General features: G+C 69.7%; 17 protein-coding genes. 10 read left to right on the top strand and 7 right to left on the bottom strand.

Translation table 11 applies throughout. The annotated features are described in order from the left end of the window. Nucleotides 1-131 precede the first annotated feature (131 nt). Complete coding sequence (locus KOD61_RS13100; RefSeq protein WP_215218971.1) at nucleotides 132-1562, top strand: glycosyltransferase; 1431 nt, start codon at nucleotides 132-134, stop codon at nucleotides 1560-1562. A 4-nt stretch (nucleotides 1563-1566) separates the two neighbouring features. Here KOD61_RS13100 and KOD61_RS12485 read toward each other — a convergent pair whose 3' ends face one another. Next, nucleotides 1567-2523 carry a LysR family transcriptional regulator gene (locus tag KOD61_RS12485; protein WP_215218970.1) on the bottom strand — a complete coding sequence of 319 codons (957 nt, stop codon included), beginning with the start codon at nucleotides 2521-2523 and terminating at the stop codon, nucleotides 1567-1569. 130 nt (nucleotides 2524-2653) lie between these two features. On the opposite strand from KOD61_RS12485, the gene aceB reads away from it, so the two are divergent. The 4 genes from aceB (at nucleotide 2654) to KOD61_RS12465 (ending at nucleotide 9533) form a co-directional block, all read left to right on the top strand. Then, entirely contained in the window at nucleotides 2654-4306 is a 1653-nt protein-coding gene (gene aceB / locus KOD61_RS12480) for a malate synthase A (protein ID WP_215218969.1), read from the top strand. Nucleotides 4307-4431: 125 nt separating this feature from the next. Further along, the gene (gene aceA, locus KOD61_RS12475; RefSeq protein WP_215218968.1) at nucleotides 4432-5727 is read left to right on the top strand and encodes an isocitrate lyase; all 1296 of its coding nucleotides are present in this window, start codon (nucleotides 4432-4434) and stop codon (nucleotides 5725-5727) included. A gap of 112 nt (nucleotides 5728-5839) precedes the next feature. Further along, complete coding sequence (locus KOD61_RS12470) at nucleotides 5840-6889, top strand: GGDEF domain-containing protein (RefSeq protein WP_215218967.1); 1050 nt, start codon at nucleotides 5840-5842, stop codon at nucleotides 6887-6889. Between the two features lie 16 nt (nucleotides 6890-6905). Continuing rightward, nucleotides 6906-9533, top strand: coding sequence for a putative peptide modification system cyclase (locus KOD61_RS12465; RefSeq protein ID WP_215218966.1), 2628 nt, complete (start codon nucleotides 6906-6908; stop codon nucleotides 9531-9533). Here KOD61_RS12465 and KOD61_RS12460 read toward each other — a convergent pair. Further along, the gene (locus tag KOD61_RS12460; protein WP_215218965.1) at nucleotides 9485-9817 is read right to left on the bottom strand and encodes an NHLP-related RiPP peptide; all 333 of its coding nucleotides are present in this window, start codon (nucleotides 9815-9817) and stop codon (nucleotides 9485-9487) included. The two genes, KOD61_RS12465 and KOD61_RS12460, sit on opposite strands and share 49 nt — an antisense overlap. A gap of 158 nt (nucleotides 9818-9975) precedes the next feature. Between KOD61_RS12460 and KOD61_RS12455 the strand changes: the two genes are divergently transcribed. Then, nucleotides 9976-11151, top strand: coding sequence for a putative peptide maturation dehydrogenase (locus KOD61_RS12455; RefSeq protein WP_215218964.1), 1176 nt, complete (start codon nucleotides 9976-9978; stop codon nucleotides 11149-11151). A gap of 90 nt (nucleotides 11152-11241) precedes the next feature. Then, a complete protein-coding gene (locus tag KOD61_RS12450; protein ID WP_215218963.1) occupies nucleotides 11242-11703 on the top strand; it encodes a hypothetical protein in 462 nt (153 codons plus the stop codon). Between the two features lie 5 nt (nucleotides 11704-11708). On the opposite strand, the gene KOD61_RS12445 is transcribed toward KOD61_RS12450, so the two are convergent. Both KOD61_RS12445 and ubiK read right to left on the bottom strand, forming a co-directional pair. Beyond that, complete coding sequence (locus tag KOD61_RS12445) at nucleotides 11709-13223, bottom strand: YifB family Mg chelatase-like AAA ATPase (RefSeq protein WP_215218962.1); 1515 nt, start codon at nucleotides 13221-13223, stop codon at nucleotides 11709-11711. A gap of 9 nt (nucleotides 13224-13232) precedes the next feature. Then, complete coding sequence (gene ubiK / locus KOD61_RS12440; protein ID WP_215218961.1) at nucleotides 13233-13526, bottom strand: ubiquinone biosynthesis accessory factor UbiK; 294 nt, start codon at nucleotides 13524-13526, stop codon at nucleotides 13233-13235. Nucleotides 13527-13725: 199 nt separating this feature from the next. Between ubiK and KOD61_RS12435 the strand changes: the two genes are divergently transcribed. Continuing rightward, on the top strand, nucleotides 13726-14064 hold the full coding sequence (locus KOD61_RS12435) for a P-II family nitrogen regulator (RefSeq protein WP_215218960.1): 339 nt from the start codon (nucleotides 13726-13728) through the stop codon (nucleotides 14062-14064). A gap of 20 nt (nucleotides 14065-14084) precedes the next feature. Here KOD61_RS12435 and speE read toward each other — a convergent pair whose 3' ends face one another. Next, nucleotides 14085-14936: a polyamine aminopropyltransferase gene (gene speE, locus KOD61_RS12430; protein WP_215218959.1), complete on the bottom strand. Its 852-nt coding sequence runs from the start codon at nucleotides 14934-14936 to the stop codon at nucleotides 14085-14087. A gap of 175 nt (nucleotides 14937-15111) precedes the next feature. Here speE and speA point away from each other — a divergent pair, with 175 nt between their 5' ends. Then, the gene (gene speA / locus KOD61_RS12425) at nucleotides 15112-17001 is read left to right on the top strand and encodes an arginine decarboxylase (protein WP_215218958.1); all 1890 of its coding nucleotides are present in this window, start codon (nucleotides 15112-15114) and stop codon (nucleotides 16999-17001) included. A gap of 116 nt (nucleotides 17002-17117) precedes the next feature. Next, nucleotides 17118-17987: an NAD(P)-dependent oxidoreductase gene (locus KOD61_RS12420; RefSeq protein WP_251370597.1), complete on the top strand. Its 870-nt coding sequence runs from the start codon at nucleotides 17118-17120 to the stop codon at nucleotides 17985-17987. Between the two features lie 27 nt (nucleotides 17988-18014). On the opposite strand, the gene KOD61_RS12415 is transcribed toward KOD61_RS12420, so the two are convergent. Further along, nucleotides 18015-18767, bottom strand: a complete 753-nt coding sequence (locus tag KOD61_RS12415) for an SPOR domain-containing protein (protein ID WP_215218957.1) — start codon at nucleotides 18765-18767, stop codon at nucleotides 18015-18017. Continuing rightward, nucleotides 18768-20456 (bottom strand): arginine--tRNA ligase, encoded by a 1689-nt coding sequence (gene argS / locus KOD61_RS12410; protein ID WP_215218956.1) that lies wholly within the window; start codon nucleotides 20454-20456, stop codon nucleotides 18768-18770. Between the last annotated feature and the right edge of the window lie 31 nt (nucleotides 20457-20487).

Below are 20487 nucleotides of genomic sequence, written 5' to 3'. Positions count from 1 at the left end.
GACCGGCTGCCCGTTTCAGGGTGGCCGGCCGCAGGCGGCCGCGGTTGTGGCCGCGGAGCGTCCGGATGCGCCACTCCACGGCCGATGCACGCAGCAACGCCGGTCCGCTTCGAAGCGGGGAGGGCTGAGGCGTGGCCGGCGTGCCGTGGTTCGTCTGCGGCCCGGCGGCGTGGCTGGCCGCGGCCGGGCTGTGGCGCGGCCCGGAGCGGATGGAGCCGACGCCGGCCGAGGACTGGCGACAGGCCCGGGTCGACCTGGTGATCGCCGCCTGCCGCGACCAGCCGACCATCGTCCACTGCCTCGCCGGGCTGTCGACGCAGACCCTGCGCCCGCGCCGGGTGCTGCTGGTGGACGACGGCGGCGCCGAGCGCGACCACGGCATCCAGCTCGCGCGCGAGTTCGCCCGCGCCAACGGGCTGGCGCTGACCGTGGTCCAGCGCACCTGGTCGATCGGTAAGGCCGCCACGCTCAAGCGCCAGGCCCGCGACTTCGGCGGCGACGTGCTGTTCGTCCTCGACGGCAACACGGTACTGGCCTCGCCCGACTACATCGAGCGCTGCGTGCGCGAGCTCTACCAGGGCGTGGGCATCGCCGCCGCCTGCGGCACGGTGGAGCCGCTGTGCCCGTCACAGCGGCGGGCACTCGCGGCGACCCCGGCGTTCCAACGCTGGCTCGACGGCGACGACTACCTCGACCCGCTGCGGCCGCGCGACATCATCGACCGCATCGCCGGGGCGATCGGCTGCGGCTATGCCCGACACATCGAGCGCCTGCGACAGGGCTTCCTCGCACGCGGCCTGGCCAACCTCCACGGCGGCACGCTGGACCCGTTCGGTGGCGCGATCGCGTTCCGCCGGCGCTACCTCAAGGACCTGTTCGACCGCTACGAGCCGGTCCGGGGCGATGACCTGACCGCCGCCGAGGACCAGTTCATCGCGCGGGCGCTGGCGATGGAGGGGTATCGCAGCGTCCGGCTGGACGACATCGTCGCGCGGGTGCAGCCGCCGCCGCTGCACTGCCTGCCGGCGATCGCCTGGCGACGCGCGGTCACGCTGCTGCAGAACGACCACTACTTCGATGCGCTGCTGCGCAGCCCCGCCAACGCGATGCGTCACCGATGGAGGCGCCTGTGGCAACGCGCCGACAAGGACCGTGGCGAGCGGCGGCGGGTGCGCGAGGCCTACCGGCAGCCGTTCGGCGAGCGCCTGACCTGGCGGCAGGGTCGGCCGGTCGGCTGCGGGCTGCTGCTGCTCGCGCTGGAGCGGATCGGCTACCCGGCCGCCCTGGTAGCGATGGCGGTGGTCGGCCGCTGGGACCTGCTGGCGGTCGTGGTGGCGGTCGAGGTCGGCGCGACCACCCTGGTGGCAGCGCTGGTCGAACCGCCGGGCCACCGGGTCGGCGCGGCAGGCCGGGCCCTGCTGGCGGCCCCGTTGCGTTACCTGCTGCTGGCGGTGGGTGCGGTCGCGGTCGGCGGCTTTGGCGTGTTGCTCTGGCCAGCGCGCCGGTTGCCGTGGCACGTCAAGCGGCGGGTCGAAGGCGTGCCCGCGCGATCACACCCATAGCGCATCACCGCTCGGAGTGGCCGGTGGCGTCGTGCCCGGCGCGCGAGAACAGCCCCGGCCGGAACAGGGCATTGAATGCACGTGCCTGCGGGGAGAGGTACTTGCCCTTGCGCACCACCACGCCGTAGCTGCGCTCGGGGAACCACGCCGACAGCGAGCGAGATGCCAGCCGGGCGTGGTCGGCCTCGGTCAGGCAGATCGCGGTGACGATGCTGATTCCAAGCCCCATCGCCACGTACTGCTTGATCACCTCCCAGCCGCCCACCTCGAGCGCGACGGTGTAGGGGACGCGGTGGCGCTGGAACACCAGGTCGACCATCCGGTAGGTGGTCAGCCGCTGCGGCGGCAGGATCAGGCCGTAGGGTGACAGGTCCTGCAGGTCCAACGTCTTGCGGTGCGCAAGCGGGTGGTCGGGCGGGGTGATCAGCATCGGCTCGAACCGTGCCAGCGGCGCGTAGTCCAGGTCGGCCGGAACGTCGAGCATCGAACCGACCGCCAGGTCGACCGCGTCCGAGCGCAGCAACTCCAGCCCGCTGGCGCCGGTGACGTTGTGCAGGTTGAGCCGGACTTCCGGATGGGCCGCGCGGAACGCCTCGACGATGGGTGGCAGCAGGTACAGGATGGTCGAGCTGCCGGCGGCGACGTTGAGCTCGCCCGCGTCCATGCCCCGGATGCGCTCGCGGAACGCGACGTCCAGGCCCTCGAAGCCTTCCACCAGCGGACGTGCCAGTTCGTACAGGGCCTCGCCTTCGCGCGTCATGACCAGCCTGCGGCCGCTGCGCTCGAGCAACCGCGTGCCCATCTCCCGTTCCAGCGCCTGCAACTGCAGGGTCACCGCCGGCTGGCTGAGGAACAGCGCCTCGGCCGCACGCGACACCGAACCCAACCGCACCGTCTGGCAGAACGCCCGCAATGGCTTGAGGCGGTCGCCCTTGTAGGCGAAACGGGGGTTGGTGGCCATCGCCAGGTCCGGTCGGGGCTGGGTTTCAGCGCGAGTATAAGTACGACTGATAGATCGTATTGATAAAACTCGATTGTCGTATACCACACCGCGGCGCATGGTCGGGCTCCACCCCAGATGGAGTCCACGCATGTCGGCAGTGATGACAACCCCAGGCCACGAGGCCGCCGACGACGTGCTGCTGACGGCGTCGGCCGATGGTCAGGCGCAGCTGCTCACGCCGGGGGCGCTGGAGTTTTTGGCCGGGCTGCACCGCCGGTTCGAGCCACTGCGGCAGCGCCGCCTGGCCGAGCGCCTCGAGCGCCAGCGCGGCTTCGACGCCGGCCGGCTGCCCGATTTCCGCGACGACACCCGGGCGATCCGCGACGGCGACTGGAAGGTGGCGCCGCTGCCCGACGCGCTGCGCAACCGCCGGGTCGAGATCACCGGCCCGGTCGATCCCAAGATGGTCATCAACGCGCTCAACTCGGGCGCCAACTGCTTCATGGCCGACTTCGAGGACAGCACCTCCCCGACCTGGGCCAACCTCGTGCTGGGCCAGCGCGTGCTCCGCAAGGCCGTGGCCGGCACCCTGGACTGGATGGCGCCCGATGGTGCCAGGCACTACACGCTGCGTCCGTTCGAGGAGCAGGCGGTACTGCTGGTGCGCCCGCGCGGGTGGCACCTCGAGGAGAAGCACGTGTTGGTGGACGGCCAGCCGATGTCGGCCAGCCTGTTCGACCTTGGCGTGTTCGCGTTCCACAACGCGGCCGCGCTCGCCGCCAAGGACCGCGGCCCGTACTTCTACCTGCCCAAGCTGGAGTGCATGGAGGAGGCGGCGCTCTGGAACGACGTGTTCGACGACGTCGAGCAGGCGCTTGGCCTGCCGGCCGGCCAGATGAAGGCCACCGTGCTGATCGAGACGCTGCCGGCCGCGTTCGAGATGGACGAGATCCTGCATGCCCTGCGCGGCCGCATCGTCGGGCTGAATTGCGGGCGCTGGGACTACATCTTCAGCTACATCAAGACACTGCGCGCCCACCCCGACCGGGTGCTGCCCGAACGCGGCCAGGTCACGATGGACCAGTCGTTCCTGCGGGCGTATTCGGAACTGCTGATCCAGACCTGCCACCGCCGTGGCGCCCACGCGATGGGCGGCATGGCCGCGCAGATCCCGATCAGCGGCGATGCGGCCGCCAACGACGCCGCCCTGGCCAAGGTGCGGGCCGACAAGCTGCGTGAGGTGCGCGCCGGCCACGACGGCACGTGGGTGGCCCACCCGGCGTTGATCCCGCTGGCACGCACGGTGTTCGACGAACGCATGCCGACCTCGCACCAGCAGCACGTCACCCGCGACGACGTCTGCGTCGGCCAGGCCGACCTGCTGCGCGCGCCGATCGGCACCGTCACCCGTGCCGGCTTCGACAACAACGTCGAGGTCTGCGTGCGTTACCTGGCCGCATGGCTCGATGGCAACGGCTGCGTGCCGATCCACTGGCTGATGGAAGACGCCGCCACCGCCGAGATCGCCCGCACCCAGCTGTGGCAGTGGCTGCACCACGAGCGCATCGCCAAGGCGGCCGGCAACCCGCAGGCCGGGCCGCTGCACTTGGACGATGGCGAGCCGATCGACTTCGCACTGCTCGAACGCGCGCTGATTGGCCTGCCAGGCCGGCTGGCAGACCGCATGAAGCTGCCCGGCGCCAGCCGGATCAACGAGGCCATCGGGATGCTCGACCGCCTGTGCGGCGCCGAAGTGCTCGAAGACTTCCTCACCGTGCCCGCCTACCGCCGCCTCGACTGACCCGCCATCGCCCCGGGTAGGAGCGACGTCAGTCGCGACGTGTACATCGCCCGGGTGCCTGCGCTGTCGCGACTTGCGTCGCTCCTGCAGAACCTCTTTTCGCCCGACCACCAAGGACCACCGCCATGACCAGCCAGCCCACCGCCGACCAACTCCGCCACGACTGGAACAGCAACCCGCGCTGGGCCGGCGTCACCCGTCCCTACGCCGCCGAGGAGGTCGTGCGCCTGCGCGGCACCGTCGCGGTGGAGCACAGCCTGGCGCGCCTCGGCGCCGACAAGCTGTGGAACTCGCTGCAGTCCGAGCCCTTCGTCAACGCCCTGGGCGCACTGACCGGCAACCAGGCCATGCAGCAGGTCAAGGCCGGCCTGAAGGCTATCTACCTGTCGGGCTGGCAGGTCGCCGCCGACGCCAACCTCGGCGGCCAGATGTACCCCGACCAGTCGCTGTACCCGGCCGACTCGGTGCCGGCGGTGGTCAAGCGCATCAACAACACGCTGCTGCGCGCCGACCAGATCCAGCACGCCGAGGGGAAGGACGATGTCGACTTCCTGCAGCCGATCGTGGCCGATGCCGAGGCCGGCTTCGGCGGGGTGCTCAACGCGTTCGAGTTGATGAAGGGCATGATCGAGGCCGGCGCGGCCGGGGTGCATTTCGAGGACCAGCTGGCCAGCGCCAAGAAGTGCGGCCACATGGGCGGCAAGGTGCTGGTGCCGACCCGCGAAGCGGTCGAGAAGCTGATCGCCGCGCGCCTGGCGGCCGACGTCTGCGGCGTGCCGACCCTGATCGTCGCCCGCACCGATGCCGAGGCTGCCGACCTGCTGACCTCCGACATCGACGACAACGATCGCGAATTCACCACCGGCGAGCGCACCGTCGAGGGCTTCTTCAAGACCCGCAAGGGCATCGACCAGGCCATCAGCCGCGGCCTGGCCTACGCGCCGTACGCCGACCTGGTCTGGTGCGAGACCGGCAAGCCCGACCTGGCCTTCGCCCGTACGTTCGCCGAGGCGATCCACGCGAAGTTCCCCGGCAAGCTGCTGGCCTACAACTGCTCGCCGAGCTTCAACTGGAAGGCCAACCTCGACGACGCCACCATCGCCAGCTTCCAGAAGGAGCTCGCGGCGATGGGCTACCGCTTCCAGTTCATCACCCTGGCCGGCTTCCACGCGCTCAACCACTCGATGTTCCAGCTCGCCCACGGTTACGCCCGCCGGCAGATGAGCGCGTTCGTCGAGCTCCAGCAGGCCGAATTCGAGGCGGCGGGGCAGGGCTTCACCGCGGTCAAGCACCAGCGCGAGGTCGGTACCGGCTACTTCGACGCGGTGACCCAGGTCATCCAGGGCGGCCAGTCGTCCACCGTCGCGCTCAAGGGCTCGACCGAGGAGGAGCAGTTCGAGGGCCGCCGCGTCGCGGCCTGACCGGGCCGCCGTCCAACCTCGCCGGGCGCGGCTGGCCGCTGCGCCCGGCATTACGCGTTGGGACCCATTAACCTTGCTACCCTCGATGCTTCCGCACGCTGGGGTTGGTGGGATGAAGGGTGACAGCGCGGCAACCCATCCGGTCCGCCAACGTGGAATCCACGATCCGAGAGCGGCCTCGGCCGAAACCCAGATGGCCGAACTCTCCGACGACGAATACGCGCTGTTCGCCTCCGTTGCGCGGTCGCGGCGCGTGCGTGCGGGCGAGGCCCTGTTCCGCCGCGGCGACCTGGGCACCACCATGTACGTGATCGCCAGCGGCGCGGTCGAGCTGGATTTCGGCGAGGACCTGGTCGGCAAGATGCTTGGCCCGCGCGAATTCTTCGGCGAGCTCGGCCTGTTGATCGGTGACCACGCCCGCAGCGCCGACGCCGGCGTTGTCACCGAAGGCGAGTTGCTCGAGTTGCGCCACGAGGAATTCCAGCGGCTGGTGGAGCGCAGCCCCGAGGTGGTCTCGTTCTTCCTGCGCCGGGCGATCATGCGCGTGGTGCTCAACGAGCAGGGGTTGATCCGGCGCCTGCGCCGGCGCAACCAGGACCTGCAGGCCGCGCTCGACAGCCTGCGCTCGACCGCCCACCAGCTCAGCCAGACCGAAGCGCTGATCCGGACCGACGAGCTCACCGGCCTGCACAACCGGCGCGGGCTGATCCAGCACCTGCAGGACCGCCAGCGCAACGGCGCCACCCACGGCCTGGGACTGCTGCTGGTGGACTGCGACCGCTTCAAGCATGTCAACGACGAGCACGGCCACCTGGTCGGCGATCGCGTGCTGCAGGGCGTGGCCAACATCCTGCGCTCGGTGGCCGGCCCGGGCGATCTCGCCTGCCGGCTGGGCGGCGACGAGTTCTGCCTGCTGGTCAAGGCCGAGACCCGCGACGAGGTAATGCGCTATGCCGAGTTCGTGGTCGGTACCGCGCATGGCCTGATGCAGATGCCGCAGGTGCCGCCACTGATCTGCAACCTGAGCCTGGGCGCCTGCCAGGTCGACCCTCGGCGCGAGTGGAACGACTGGTACGCGCGCGCCGACGCGGCGCTGTACCGGGCCAAGCGGCTGGGCGGCAACCGGGTAGAGTGGCAGGACGACGCCCGCGTTCCGGCCTGAGGGGGGGGCTGAGTTCATGAATGCCGTGGAACGAGTTGCACGCGACAATGCGCCCGCCGAGCGCGGCGGCCCGCAGCTGCGCACCCTGTTGCTGACCGACCTGGTCGATTCCACCGCGCTGGTGGAGCGCCTCGGAGACACGGCCGCGGCCGAGCTGTTCCGCGCGCATGACCGGCTGGTGCTTGGCCTGCAGCAGCACTGGCGCGGGCGCCTGATCGACCGGTCCGACGGGATGCTGCTGCTGTTCGAGCGCCCGATCGATGGCCTCGGCTTTGCCCTCGACTACACCCGCGGCCTGCTTGAACTGGGGGGGCCGCACAACGTCGAGCTCAAGGCCCGGGCCGGCCTGCACGTCGGCGAGGTGCTGACCTGGCGCAACAGTGACGACGCCGTGCGCGTCGGCGCCAAGCCGGTCGAGGTCGAGGGACTGGCCAAGCCGATGGCCGGCCGCCTGATGACGACGGCCCTGCCGGGCCAGATACTGATCTCGGCGGTCGCCGAACCGTTGGCCCATCGCGCGGCGCGCGAGCTTGGCGAGCGCGGCCAGCACCTGCTGTGGAAGTCGCACGGCCGTTGGCGGTTCAAGGGCGTGCCCGAAGCGCAGCAGATCTTCGAGGTCGGCGAACCGGGCGTCGCGCCGCTGCGCACGCCACCCAATACCAACAAGGCCTGGCGCGACATCCCACTGTGGCGGCGGCCGGCGGCGCTGGCCACCGAAGTCGCATTGCTGGCCGTCATCGCGGTCGGCGGCTGGTTCATCGCCCGCCCGCAACCGGCGATCGCCTTCAACGAGCGCGACTGGGTGGTGCTGGCCGACCTGCGCAACCTGACCGACCAGCCGCTGCTCGACGACTCGCTGGAGCAGGCGTTCCGGATCAGCCTGGAGCAGTCGCGCCACGTCAACGTGCTCAGCGACCTCAAGACCCGCGACACCTTGGCGCGGATGCAGCGCGCGCCCGACACCGAGCTCGACCGCGCGATCGCCTCCGAAATTGCCATCCGCGACGGCGCCCGCGCGGTGATCCTGCCGACCGTCGCCGAAGTCGGCGGCCGCGTCCGGGTCAGCGCCGAGGTGATCGACCCGAACAGCCAGACCACGGTGTACGCCGAGTACGCCGACGGCAAGGGCGCGGTGTCGGCGCTGGCGTCCATTGACGAAGTAACGGGGGCTCTACGGGAGAAACTGGGCGAAGCGCTGGAGGCGGTGGAGCAGGATTCCGCTCCGTTGCCGGAGGTGACGACGGAGAATCTCGATGCTTTGCGGGCGTATGCGTTGGGCGAGAAGATGTATGCGGAAGCAGAGTGGAACAAGGCGGCACAGTATTTCAAGGAGGCTGTTGAGCTTGACCCGGATTTCGCCCTTGCCTACATGGGCATCCTGCGTATCAATGTCAGCCACGGCCAGATCAGCGAAGCGCGCGAAAACCTCGCCGAGGCACTCGAACGCAAGAACCGTCTGCGCCCGCGCGACCAGATGTACCTGGACGCCTGGGCAGTCGAGTTCGGTGTGGAGGACGGCAATGTACTGCCCCGGTGGCGAATGCTTTCGGAGCTGTATCCGGACTACTACGCGGGTCACGTCAATTACGCGTGGACAGCATTTTTCCAGGGCTATCTCGACGAGGCGTTGACCTCGGCCCGTATCGCGACCGCGAAGCAGAATGCCCATGCCGATCATGCCCACAACCAGGTGGGCCGTATCCTGCTGGCGAGCGGGGACTTCCCCGGTGCACTGGAGAGCTTTCGCAAGATCAACGGAGGTCGAGACGCCAATCGGAACCACGTCGCCACGCTGGCGGCCATGCGACGTTTCACCGAGGCGGAGGTTGCTCTGTCGCGGCTATCGCGTGAGGAGTTGACGAACAGCTTTGAGTTGATCGCCATCAACGTTGACCAGGGGCGCTGGCAGAAAGCGACGAGTGCCGCGAAGGAAGCTTCGAGCCTCGCCGAGCCTCGTGACCCGCTTCTTGCAGATCTGTTTATGGTCATAGATCTCGCAATTCGGACTTTGCAGTACGGGCGAGATGTTCCGGCCACCGAGTATTTGCGAACCGTTGATGCCGCACTCGACGGTGTGGATTCGAGGACCCCCTATCTTGGCGATCGGGTCTATATCGCCATGGCCGCCGCGTATCTTGGGCAGCGGGCGGGACATCATGCGCCGGCGCACCGCGCGCTGCCCAAGTTGATTCCTCTCGTCGAGGCGTCAGGAGATCCCCGGGCACGGCAGATGCTGGAAATTGTGCGAGCAGGTCAATTGCGTCTCGAAGGGCGCGCGGATACTGCGGTATCGAACTTGCAAACGCTTGTAGATGGACATGAGCTTTTTCAAGTCCACGTAGCTTTGCGGGACGCGCTCGTGGAGGCCGGTGAGTACCAAGCGGCGCTGCTGGAGAACGACTGGCTTGCCGAGCATCGTGGTCTCGCCTACGGGGAAATGGCTGGCGGCTTCGTGCTTCAGGCAGTCAACGTCGCAGACACAACTCTTGCCGGATTGAACAGCGCGGAAACGCTGAAACGTATATCCGACAATAAAAACGCCTCACTCAAGAGCGAGGCGTTTATCGAAAACTGGCCCGCTGCTACGCTGCCGGATCACTTACGTCGCAGGTTCAGGGCAACCTTGCCAGCTTCAAAGCAGTGAGGAACAGTAAAGACGCCCTGAGTCACCAAATGTGTCTTCAATTCCTCGCGGACTGTGGCGAACTCGCGCTTTGGCGCGATCGTTTTCACAGACGCACAGACCGTAGATGTTGATGGATCGTGGCCCAGTCTGGAGACTGCGGCCTGCGGGTCTTTCTTGAACAGCCGGCGAAACTCGTTGTCGGTGCTGAGCAGATCGAGCAGCTTGTCGGCGACTTTCGGATCGAGCGGTGCGGACTTCTTGCCGGCGGTCGTCTTCGACCCGGCGGTCTTCTTGATGGCCATTCCCCGTTTTCCCCTGGCGAGAGCCCGTTGCAGGCCCCCTCGGATGCGAATCTATCCTTGCCGGCGTGGCGGAACAACCGCGCGCCTGCCGCAACCCGGGGTACGCTGATCCCGAATCACGGTGGCCCGCCGGGTCGGGCCCCAAGGGGATTGTTCGAATGCGTATCCGTCGCTGCGCGGTGTTGTTGCTGGAGCCGCGCGAAGAAGTGGGTTTCGATCTGGAGCACTTGCTGGCCGGGGGCAACGGCCTGAGTCGCGAATGCCGCTGGCTGGCCTTGGCGCCGCACCTGGGCGCCGAGATCGAAGTCGATGCCGCCGAGCGTGAGTTGCTCGGTGCGGTGAGCCCGAGTGAATGGATCGATGCGCGCGAACTCGGACCAGACACCGCCACGGCGCTCAAGCGGCTGCTCAAGGAGGGGCTGCTGATCGGCAGCGGCAAGCGCCACGCCGCGCACCGCGAGCGCGACGAGCGGCTGCGCACGACCTACTGGCATCCACTCGCCGGCGTCCTGCACGCCTTCACCCGCTGGAACGGCGCCGACGCCGTCGCCAACATGCGCGACAGCGGCACCGAGACCGCGCTGCAGATGCGCGACGTGCTCGGCGCGCCGCCGGTGGAGGCCGCCGACCGCAGCGGCGCCGCGCAACGCCTGCCATTGCCGCGCAGCGTGCCAACCGCGTTCGATGAGCTGATGGCGCGCCGCACGACCTGCCGCAACTTCGATACCGCGCGGCTGTTGCCTCACGCGTTGTTCGCGCAGCTACTGGACCGCGTGTTCGCGGCCAAGGCGCAGGTACGGGTCAGCGACGACACCGTGTTCCTGAAGAAGACGAGTCCGTCCGGCGGTGGCCTGCATCCGGTCGAGGCCTACCTGGCCGTGCAGCACGTCGAGGGCGTCGCGCCCGGGCTGTACCACTACCACGCCGCCGAGCACGCGCTGGAACCGATGCCGTCGCCGGACGGGCCGCTGCGCGAGTTCGTCATGCAGGCCGTCGCCCAGCAACACTGGTTCGCCGACGCCCACGTGCTGGTGCTGCTGTCGCCGCGCTTCGACCGCACCAACTGGAAGTACCGCCACCACGCCAAGGCCTACCGCGTGGTCGCGCTGGAGGCCGGGCACCTGTCGCAGACCCTGTACCTGTCCGCCACCGAGGCGGGGCTGGGCGCCTTCATCACCGGCGCGATCAACGAGGTCGAGGTGGAACGGGCGTTCGGCCTGGACCACATCAGCCAAGGCGCGCTGGCGATGTGCGGCTTCGGCTGGCGTGGCGAGGTGATGGAGACAACCGAGCTCGATCCAGCGAACGAGGTGTGGATAGCTGCAGACGGCTGAATGCGGGAGCGCGGCAGCGCCTGCCTGATGGCAGTGGTGCGGGCCGTAGGCTTGCGTTAGGTTCGGCCTCTCGATACGGGGGAACCTTACATGCGCAAGTCATTCATTCTCGCCGCGGTGCTGGCCCTGGCCGTTGCCATGCCCGCCAGCGCCCAGGGGCCATCGCCGTCGCTGGAGGAGATTCGCAAGCAGCAAACCGACCTGCGCGAAGCGGCCCGCGCTGGCAGCGGCGTCTTCGAGGAACTGCCCGGCGCGGACCGGACACGCCTGGTGGAGCACCAGGATGCGGTGCTCACGATGATCGAAGGCAAGCAGGACGTCGAGGACCTGGACGAACCGGTCCGGATGGATGTGTTCAACCGGCTCGAGGAAATCCGCGCCCTCGTCGAGAAGGCCGAGGACAGCCGGGTGGTGTGCGAGTACAAGAAGAAGGTGGGCACCCACATGAAGGCGCGCGTCTGCCAGACGGTCGCCGAGCGCAGGCGCGAGCGCGAGCAGGCGGTTGACATCATGAACCAGCGTGCCATCTGCGGGAACTGCAAGGGGATCTAGCGCCCTCAGGCTATCGCCGGCGCGGGGGTGCGATCCAGACGGCGGTAGCCGATCGCCTCGCTCAGGTGCGACGTGCGGATCTGCGGGCTGTCGGCCAGGTCGGCGACCGTCCGCGCCACCCGCAGGATGCGGTGCATCGACCGCGCCGACAGCTGCAGTTGCTCGACAGCGCGTTCGAGCAACGCGTGGTCACCGTTCGACAACCGGCAGGTGGCGTTGGTTTCGGCCTGGCTCAGCCGGGCATTGGGCTTGCCGGCACGGGTGTCCTGCAGCCTGCGGGCATGGAGCACGCGGCGGCGCACGTCCTCGCTCGGCTCGCCGTCGGGTGCATCGGGCCGCAGCTCGGACGGCGGCAGGCGCGGCACCTCCACGTGCAGGTCGATCCGGTCCATCAACGGGCCGGATACACGGCCGCGGTAGCGCCTCACGGCATCGGGACTGCAGGTGCAGCGCCCACTGGGATCGCCGGCCCAGCCGCAGGGGCAGGGGTTCATGGCCGCGACCAGCTGGAAGCGGGCCGGGAACTCCGCGCTGCGGGCGGCCCGAGAGACGGTCACGACGCCGGACTCCAGCGGCTCACGCAACACCTCCAGTGCACGGCGCTCCCACTCGGGCAGCTCGTCGAGGAAGAGCACACCGTGGTGGGCCAGTGAGATCTCGCCGGGGCGCGGGTCGGCGCCGCCACCCACCAGGGCCACCGCGCTGGCGGTGTGGTGGGGCGCGCGGAACGGCCGCGCCAGCCAACTGGCCGGATCCAGGCCACGCCCGCTGATCGAGGCGATGGCGGCCGATTCCAGCGCCTCCTCCTCGCTGGCATCCGGCAGCAGGCCAGGCAGGCGCGAGGCCAGCAGGCTCTTGCCGCACCCCGGTGGACCGATCAGCAGCAGGTGGTGGCCTCCGGCGGCGGCGACCTCCAGCGCGCGGCGCGCATGCGCCTGGCCGCGGACGTCGCGCAGGTCGGCGCCGGGCGTCCGCGTGCGGGCCGGGGCGACCGCTGCGGGTAGCGTCTTGCTGCCGGTCAGCATCGCGCAGACCTCCAGCAGGGTCCGCGCGGTGTAGGCCTCGACCTGGCTGGCCAGCGCCGCCTCGGCTCCGTTGCCGGCCGGCACGATCAGCTTGCGCCCGGCGTCGGCGGCCGCCAGTGCTGCCGGCAGCACGCCGTCGACGACGCGCAGCTCACCGGTCAGCCCGAGCTCGCCGAGGAACTCGTACTCGCCCAGCGCCTGCAACGGGATCTGTCCACTCGCGGCGAGGATGCCGAGCGCGATCGGCAGGTCGAAGCGGCCACCGCCCTTGGGCAGGTCCGCCGGTGCAAGGTTGACGGTGATGCGGCGCTGCGGGAACTCGAACTGCGCGCACTGCATCGCCGCGCGCACGCGGTCCTTGGCTTCGCGGACGGCGGCCTCGGGCAGGCCGACGATCGACATCGTCGGCAGTCCGCCGCCGAGGTGCACCTCGACCCTCACTTCGGGCGCACGCACGCCCGTCCGTGCACGACTGTGCACGAGTGCCAGGTTCACGGGAGCGCCTCAGTGGCGCGGTAGCGGCGAGTCGGTGCCCGGTGCCGCGGCGGCACGGCCCTCGACCTGTGCCTCCAGCTCGGCGACCGCCTGTTGCAGCTGCTCGAGCTTCTCGCGGGTACGCAGCAACACGGCGCGCTGGACCTCGAATTCCTCCCGCGTGACCAGGTCGAGCCGGGCCAGCCCGGTCTGCAGCACGGACTTGAAGTTCTGCTGCAACTCCTCGCGGCTCTCGCGCAGGCCGGGCGGCACCAGGCCGCTGAGGCGCCGCGCGAGTTCGTCGATGTGGTTGAGGTCGATCATGGGATGGCTCCTCGGGCAGTCCCGCCAGCATCGCCCGGCCACCGGGCCGGATACCGTCGGCGGCGGCCGCGGCGCACTGTCGGAAAAATCCGACACGCGAGGCCGGGCACTTTACCCGAAAGCCGCCTCCGGTCGCGTGACGCCGTGGCGGCGCGGGCGGGCTCGGCTATCCTGCCGCCATCGAACCGGAGGCAGTGCGATGAAGATGGTCATGGCGGTGATCAAGCCGTTCAAGCTGGATGACGTCCGCGAGGCGCTGGCCGAGGCCGGCGTGGCCGGCATCACCGCCACCGAGGTCAAGGGCTTCGGTCGCCAGAAGGGCCACACCGAGCTCTACCGCGGGGCCGAGTACGTGGTCGACTTCCTGCCCAAGATCAAGCTCGAGGTCGCGGTCACCGACGAGCAGGTCGACGCCGTGGTCGAGGCCATCATGAAGGCGGCCGGCACCGGCAAGATCGGCGACGGCAAGATCTTCGTGTCCGACCTGGACCGGGTGGTGCGCATCCGCACCGGAGAGCTGGACGCGGACGCGCTGTAGGCCGGCGAGCGCCGCGGCGGTTACTCGCCCAGCGCCGCGGCGACGAACGGCGGCAGCGTCGCCGCGCCCTTGTGGATGTCGGCGCTGTAGTACTTCGTCTCGAACGCGCGGTCGCGCGCATCGCCTTCGCGGAAGTTGAACCCGCCGGACTTCCTGGCCAGCGTGCACGACCACCAGCCGGTCGGGTAGCACGGCTGCGGGAAGGGCAGGGTCTGGAACGCGGTGAAACCGGCCTTGCCCATCTCGCCGCGCATCTCCTTGATGAGCTCGAGCAGCACCAGCGGCGATTCGGACTGCTGGACCAGGATGCCGTCGTCCTTCAGCGCGCGGAAGCAGCTCTCGTAGAAGGCCTTGTTGAACAACCCCTCGGCCGGGCCGACCGGATCGGTCGAGTCGACGATGACGATGTCCAGGCTACCGGGCGCGCAGTTGGCCATGTAGGCGATGCCGTCGTCGAACAGCAGCTCGGCGCGCGGGTCATTGTTGGACTCGCACAGCTCCGGGAACCACTTCTCGGCCATCCGCGTGACCTGCTCGTCGATGTCGCATTGCACCGCGCGTTCGACGCCGGGGTGCTTGAGCACCTCGCGCAGCGTGCCGCAGTCGCCGCCGCCAATGATCACCACGTGCTTCGGCGCGGCATGGGTAAACAGCGCCGGGTGCGACATCATCTCGTGGTAGAGGAAGTTGTCGCGCGTGGTCAGCATCATCGCGCCGTCGATGAGCATCAGGTTGCCCCAGTCGGTGCTCTCGTAGATCTCGATCTTCTGGAACGGCGACTGCACCTCGTCGAGCTTGCGCGTGATCCGGTAGCCGATGGCCGAGCCGGACGGGTCGAAGTTCTCGTAATGCCAGGTCGTCTCAGCGTTCATTGCAGTCGTCCAGTGTCGGCCGCCACGGCCGGGCCGGCGTTGGCCGGGGCAGTGGCGCGGGTGAGGGGCGGGAATTGTAGCGAACGCCGGCCAACGCGCCGTGAGCCGCGCCGTGACGGTCCCGGTGCGCGTGGAACGATAGAATGCGCGTCCCCCACTGCCCGGTAGTGCGCCGATGTCCGACTGGTCGATTGATCAGGCCCGCAAGACCTACTCGATCCCCTACTGGGGCGAGGGGTATTTCGACGTCGACACGACGGGGCAGGTCGTGGTGCGGCCGCTGGGCGCTGCCGGCCCGGCGATCGCGCTGCCGGAAGTGGTCGACGAGGCCCGCGCGCGTGGTGCCCGGTTGCCGATGCTGGTGCGTTTTCCCGACATCCTCGGCAACCGCCTGGGCAAGCTGCAGGCGGCCTTCGCCGAGGCGATGGCGGAGACCGGCTATCCCGGTGGCTACACCGCGGTCTATCCGATCAAGGTCAACCAGCACCAGGCCGTCGCCGGGACGCTGGCCTCGCACGCCGGCGAGGGCTTCGGCCTGGAGGCCGGCAGCAAGCCCGAACTGATGGCGGTGCTGGCATTGAGCCGGCCCGGCGGCGTGATCGTGTGCAACGGCTACAAGGACCGCGAGTACATCCGGCTGGGGCTGATCGGCCGCAAGCTCGGCCTGCAGACCTTCATCGTCGTCGAGAAGCCGTCCGAGCTCTCGCTGGTGATGGAAGAAGCCGAAGCGCTCGGGGTCAGGCCCGGGCTGGGCGTGCGCATGCGGCTGGCGTCGCTGGGCGCCGGCAAATGGCAGAACAGCGGTGGCGACAAGGCCAAGTTCGGGCTGTCGCCCCGGCAGGTGCTGGACCTGTGGAAGCGCCTGCGCGATGCCGGCATGGCCGACTGCCTGGAGCTGCTGCATTTCCACATGGGCAGCCAGATCTCCAACGTGCGCGACATCGCCAGCGGCATGCGCGAGGCGGTGCGCTACTTCGTCGAGCTGTCGAAACTCGGCGCGAAAGTGCGCTTCATGGATGTCGGCGGCGGGCTCGGTGTCGACTACGAGGGCACGCGCTCGCGCAGCTACTACTCGATCAACTACGGGGTGAAGCAGTACGCCTCGACGATCGTGCAGGCGCTGGCCGAGGCGTGCGCGACCCACCAGCTGCCGCCGCCGCGGATCATCACCGAGTGCGGGCGCGCGATGACCGCGCACCACGCCGTGCTGGTGGCGAACGTGTCGGAAGTCGAGCGCGCGCCGGAAGGGCGCCTGCCGGACGTGCACGACGACGAGCCGGCGGTGATCCGCCATCTTCGCGACATCCACGCCGGGCTCGACCAGCGCCCGGCGGTCGAGCTGTTCCACGAGGCCGTGCACTTCCACAACGAAGGCCTGGCCGCGTACGCGCTCGGCCAGATCGACCTGGTCCACCGCGCCCGCATCGACGACCTGTTCTACCTGATCGCCCATGGCGTACGCGACCGCCTCAGCGCGGGTGAAAAGAGCCACCAGTCGGTGCTCGACGAGCTCAAGCAGCGGCTGGTCGACAAGTACTTCGTCAACTTCAGCGTGTTCGAGTCGATGCCGGACGTGTGGGCGATCCAGCAGGTGTTCCCGATCGTGCCGATCGAGCGGCTCGACGAGGCGCCCGGGCGGCGCGGCGTGATCGCCGACCTCACCTGCGATTCCGATGGCCGGATCGACACCTACGTCGAGGCCGAAGGCCTCAACACGTCGATGCCGGTGCACGCGTTGCGGCCGGGCGAGAGCTACCGCCTCGGCTTCTTCATGGTCGGTGCCTACCAGGAGATCCTGGGCGACATCCACAACCTGTTCGGCGATACCGACGCGGTCGAGGTCAGGGTCGACGGGCAGGGCTACCGGTTGGCCCAGCAGCGCCGCGGCGACACCGCCGACGTGATGCTGGACTATGTCGGTTATGACGTCGGCACGCTGCGCGACGCCTACCACCGCAAGGTCGCGGCGGCCGGCCTGCCCGACGCCGAGGCCGCCCGACTGAACGCGGCGCTGGAAGCCGGGCTGACCGGATACACCTATCTCGACGACGCGCCGCTGGACTGAGGCGCGTCGCACGCCCCGTCCGGAACGCCCGCCGTTCCGGGCGGGTTTGTACGTTTGCAACCGATGTCGGCCCGTGCCGGCACGCATGTCGCCACAGGCGACCCGGAGGAGAAGCCGTGAAAGTCGGATTGATTGGCCTTGGCGCGATGGGCGCACCGATGGCGCGCCACCTGCATGGACGGGGCCTGCTGACCGTGGTCGGCAACCGCACCCAAGCCAAGGCCGATGCGCTGGCGAGCGAGCTCAAGGTCCGCTCGGCCCGGTCGGCGGACAACTTCGCCGATTGCGACGTCGTCGCGCTGTGCGTGTCAATCGACGCGGACGTGCTGGAGAACGTGGCCGCACTCGCCCAGGTGCTCAAGGCCGGGGCGGTGGTGGTGGACCACTCGACCGTGTCGGTGCAGACCGCCCGTCGCGCCGCGGCGATGCTGGCCACCCACGACATCGGCTTCATCGACGCGCCGGTGTCCGGTGGCGTCGAGGGCGCGCGCAACGGGCGGTTGTCGGTGATGGCCGGCGGCGATGCCGGGCAGCTGGAGCAGGTCGGGCCGGTGCTGGACGCCTACGCCGCCCGCGTCAGCCACATGGGGCCGACCGGCAGCGGACAGGCCACCAAGGCGGTCAACCAGGTGCTGGTGGCCGGCATCAACGAAGCGGTGTGCGAGGGGCTCGCGCTGGGCGAGGCGCTCGGCCTGGACGCCGACACCCTGCTGCCGACGCTGATGGCCGGCGCGGCCGGCAACTGGTTCCTGGACAAGCGCGGCGCGACGATGCTGCGCGACGAGTTCACCCCGGGGTTCAAGAGCGCGCACATGCTCAAGGACCTGCGCATCGTGCAGGCGGTCGCACGCGAGGCCGGCGTGCGTACGCCGGTACTGGAGCAGGCGCTGGCCGACTACGCCGAACTGGCCGACCGCGGCCGCGGCGACGCCGACACCTCGGCGCTGATCACCCTCAAGCGCCGTCCCGCCCCGCCGGCGGGCTGAGCCGACCCAGACGGCCCGCGTGCGGGCCTACTTGACCTCGATCGCCATCGCCGGCAGGCCGCCGCGCTCGAGCGCGCGCTTGGCGTCGGCGAGGTCGCTGGCGGTGCCGTACGGCCCCATCCGCACGCGATAGATGGTCTTGCCGTCGATCTGTGCCGACTCCACCCGGGCACCCAGGCCGAGCAGGGCGATGCGTGCCTTCAGCTCCTCGGCCTGCCCGGACGCCTGGAACGCACCCGCCTGCAGCAGGTAGCGGCGCCCGTCGCCGGCACCGGCGGCCGTGGCCGTGCCGGAGACCGGCCGCGCAGGCGTAGCCGGCGTGGCGGGTGCTGACGGTTGCGCGGGTGGGTCGAGCACCACCGGTGCCGGCAGCGCGCGGTCGGCGGCGTCGGCCGCGGCCTGCTCGGCCGCGCGCTCACGCGCCGCAAGCCGCTCGGATTCCGCACGCTCCGTGGCCGCCAGTTCGGCGTCGCTGATCGGCACTTCCTTGCCCGGCAGCAGGGTGTAGAAGTCGTAGTCCGGCCCCTCGTCCGCAGGCGCGGGCTGCGCGTCGTCGGTCGCATCGGCCAGGCCATCGTCGGCACTGGAGGCCGGCGCCGGGCGCGCGTCGGGGTTGGGCTGCGGCCGGAAGAAGCCGTCGCCGTCGGACTTCAGCACCCGCGGTGCGAGCAGCACCACCACAATCGTCAGGACGATGCCGAGCACCATCCACGCCCAGCCGGGCAGGCCGCCGTTGCCGGCGTTGCGTCGAGCCTGGGATTTACCGCGTCGTGCTGCCACTTACATCACCTCGGGGGCGCTCACGCCCAGCAGATCAAGACCGTTCGCCAGCACCTGGCGGGTCGCCATCGCCAGCACCAGCCGCGCGTGCCGGGTGGCATCGTCGTCGACCAGGAACTGGTGGTCGTTGTAGTACGTCTGGAACGTCTGTGCCAGTTCGAGCAGGTATGCCGCCAGCTGGTGCGGCTCGAGGTCGCGGCCGGCCACCTCGACCACGTCCGGGTAGCGCAGGATCGCGGTGACCAGCTCGTGCGCGGCGGCATCGTCCAGGTCCAGCGGTTGCGCGAGGCCGGCGTCGCGGTCGTAGCCCAGGCCGCGCTCGGCCAGCTGGCGCATCAGCCCGCACATGCGCGCATGGCTGACCTGCACGTAGTAGACCGGGTTGTCGAGCGACTGGCTGCGGGCCAGGTCGATGTCGAAGGTGAGCTGCGAGTCGGGCTTGCGGGCGATCAGGAACCAGCGGGTGGCGTCGCGGCCGGCCTCGTCGATCAGGTCGCGCAGGGTCAGGTAGCTGCCGGCGCGCTTGGACAGCTTCACTTCCTCGCCGCCGCGCATCACCGTCACCATCTGGTGCAGCACGTACTCCGGCCAGCCCTGCGGGATGCCGGCGTCGAGCGCCTGCAGCCCGGCCTTCACCCGTGCCAGCGAGCCGTGGTGGTCGGCGCCCAGCTCGGTGATGGCGCGCTCGTAGCCGCGCTGCCACTTGCTCAGGTGGTAGGCCACGTCCGGCACGAAGTAGGTGTAGCTGCCGTCGGACTTGCGCATCACGCGGTCCTTGTCGTCACCAAAGTCGGTGCTGCGCAGCCACAGCGCGCCGCCCTCCTCGTAGGTGTGGCCGTGGGCGACGAGTTCGCGCACCGTCTCCTCGACCTTGCCATCGGTGTACAGCGAGGACTCCAGGAAGTAGACGTCGAAGCCGACCCCGAAGGCCTCCAGGTCGGCGTTCTGCTCGCGCCGCAGCCAGGCGACGGCAAAGCGCCGGATCGCGTCGATGTCGTCCGGGTCGCCGGCGGCGGTGACGTGCTGGCCGTCGACCTCGACGCTGGCGCCGTCCAGGTAGGCGCGGGCGACGTCCTTGATGTAGTCGCCGCGGTAGCCGTCCTCGGGCCAGCCGGCATCCTCCGGCGTGCGGCCGTGCGCGCGCGCCTGCACCGAGATCGCCAGGTTGTTTATCTGCGCGCCGGCGTCGTTGTAGTAGTACTCGCGGGCGACGTCCCAGCCGTTGGCGGCGAGCACGCGGCCGATACAGTCGCCGATGACCGCGGCGCGGCCGTGGCCGACGTGCAGCGGCCCGGTCGGGTTGGCCGACACGTACTCGACGCCGGCGCGGCGACCGCGCCCGGAGGCGTTGCGCCCGTAGGCCTCGGCCTGGGTGAACACATCGCCCAGCTGGCGGCGCCAAGCCGACTCGGCCACGTGGAAGTTGATGAAGCCCGGTCCGGCGATCTCGACCCGGGCGATGTCGTCGTTGGCCGGCAGCGCGTCGACGATCGCCTGGGCCACCGCACGCGGATTGGACCGCGCCGGCTTGGCGAGCAGCATCGCGGCGTTGGTCGAGAAGTCGCCCTGTGCACGGGTCTTCGGCCGCTCGATGACGAAGTCGGGCAGTTCGAGGTCGGTCGGGACGGTGCCGTTCGCGCGCAGCGCGTCGACGGCCTGCGCGACCAGCGCGCGGATGGAGGCTTTCACGGGAATCCTGGGTGGTTCAGCGGAACCGGGC

Origin of the sequence: Lysobacter luteus (assembly GCF_907164845.1) — a bacterium.
GTDB classification, from domain to species: Bacteria; Pseudomonadota; Gammaproteobacteria; order Xanthomonadales; family Xanthomonadaceae; genus Novilysobacter; species Novilysobacter luteus.
The sequence above is the reverse complement of the archived record's forward strand: the minus strand, read 5'-3'. Positions and strand labels throughout refer to the sequence as shown.

Excerpts from the sequence above, each read along its gene's own strand:
- KOD61_RS12465 (WP_215218966.1), top strand. The coding sequence starts at position 6,906 with ATGAATGCCGTGGAACGAGTTGCACGCGACAATGCGCCCGCCGAGCGC.
- KOD61_RS12455 (WP_215218964.1), top strand. The coding sequence starts at position 9,976 with ATGCGTATCCGTCGCTGCGCGGTGTTGTTGCTGGAGCCGCGCGAAGAA.
- ubiK (WP_215218961.1), bottom strand. The coding sequence starts at position 13,526 with ATGATCGACCTCAACCACATCGACGAACTCGCGCGGCGCCTCAGCGGC.
- speE (WP_215218959.1), bottom strand. The coding sequence starts at position 14,936 with ATGAACGCTGAGACGACCTGGCATTACGAGAACTTCGACCCGTCCGGC.
- KOD61_RS12470 (WP_215218967.1), top strand. The coding sequence starts at position 5,840 with ATGAAGGGTGACAGCGCGGCAACCCATCCGGTCCGCCAACGTGGAATC.
- KOD61_RS12460 (WP_215218965.1), bottom strand. The coding sequence starts at position 9,817 with ATGGCCATCAAGAAGACCGCCGGGTCGAAGACGACCGCCGGCAAGAAG.
- KOD61_RS12450 (WP_215218963.1), top strand. The coding sequence starts at position 11,242 with ATGCGCAAGTCATTCATTCTCGCCGCGGTGCTGGCCCTGGCCGTTGCC.
- KOD61_RS12485 (WP_215218970.1), bottom strand. The coding sequence starts at position 2,523 with ATGGCCACCAACCCCCGTTTCGCCTACAAGGGCGACCGCCTCAAGCCA.
- aceB (WP_215218969.1), top strand. The coding sequence starts at position 2,654 with ATGTCGGCAGTGATGACAACCCCAGGCCACGAGGCCGCCGACGACGTG.
- aceA (WP_215218968.1), top strand. The coding sequence starts at position 4,432 with ATGACCAGCCAGCCCACCGCCGACCAACTCCGCCACGACTGGAACAGC.
- speA (WP_215218958.1), top strand. The coding sequence starts at position 15,112 with ATGTCCGACTGGTCGATTGATCAGGCCCGCAAGACCTACTCGATCCCC.
- KOD61_RS12435 (WP_215218960.1), top strand. The coding sequence starts at position 13,726 with ATGAAGATGGTCATGGCGGTGATCAAGCCGTTCAAGCTGGATGACGTC.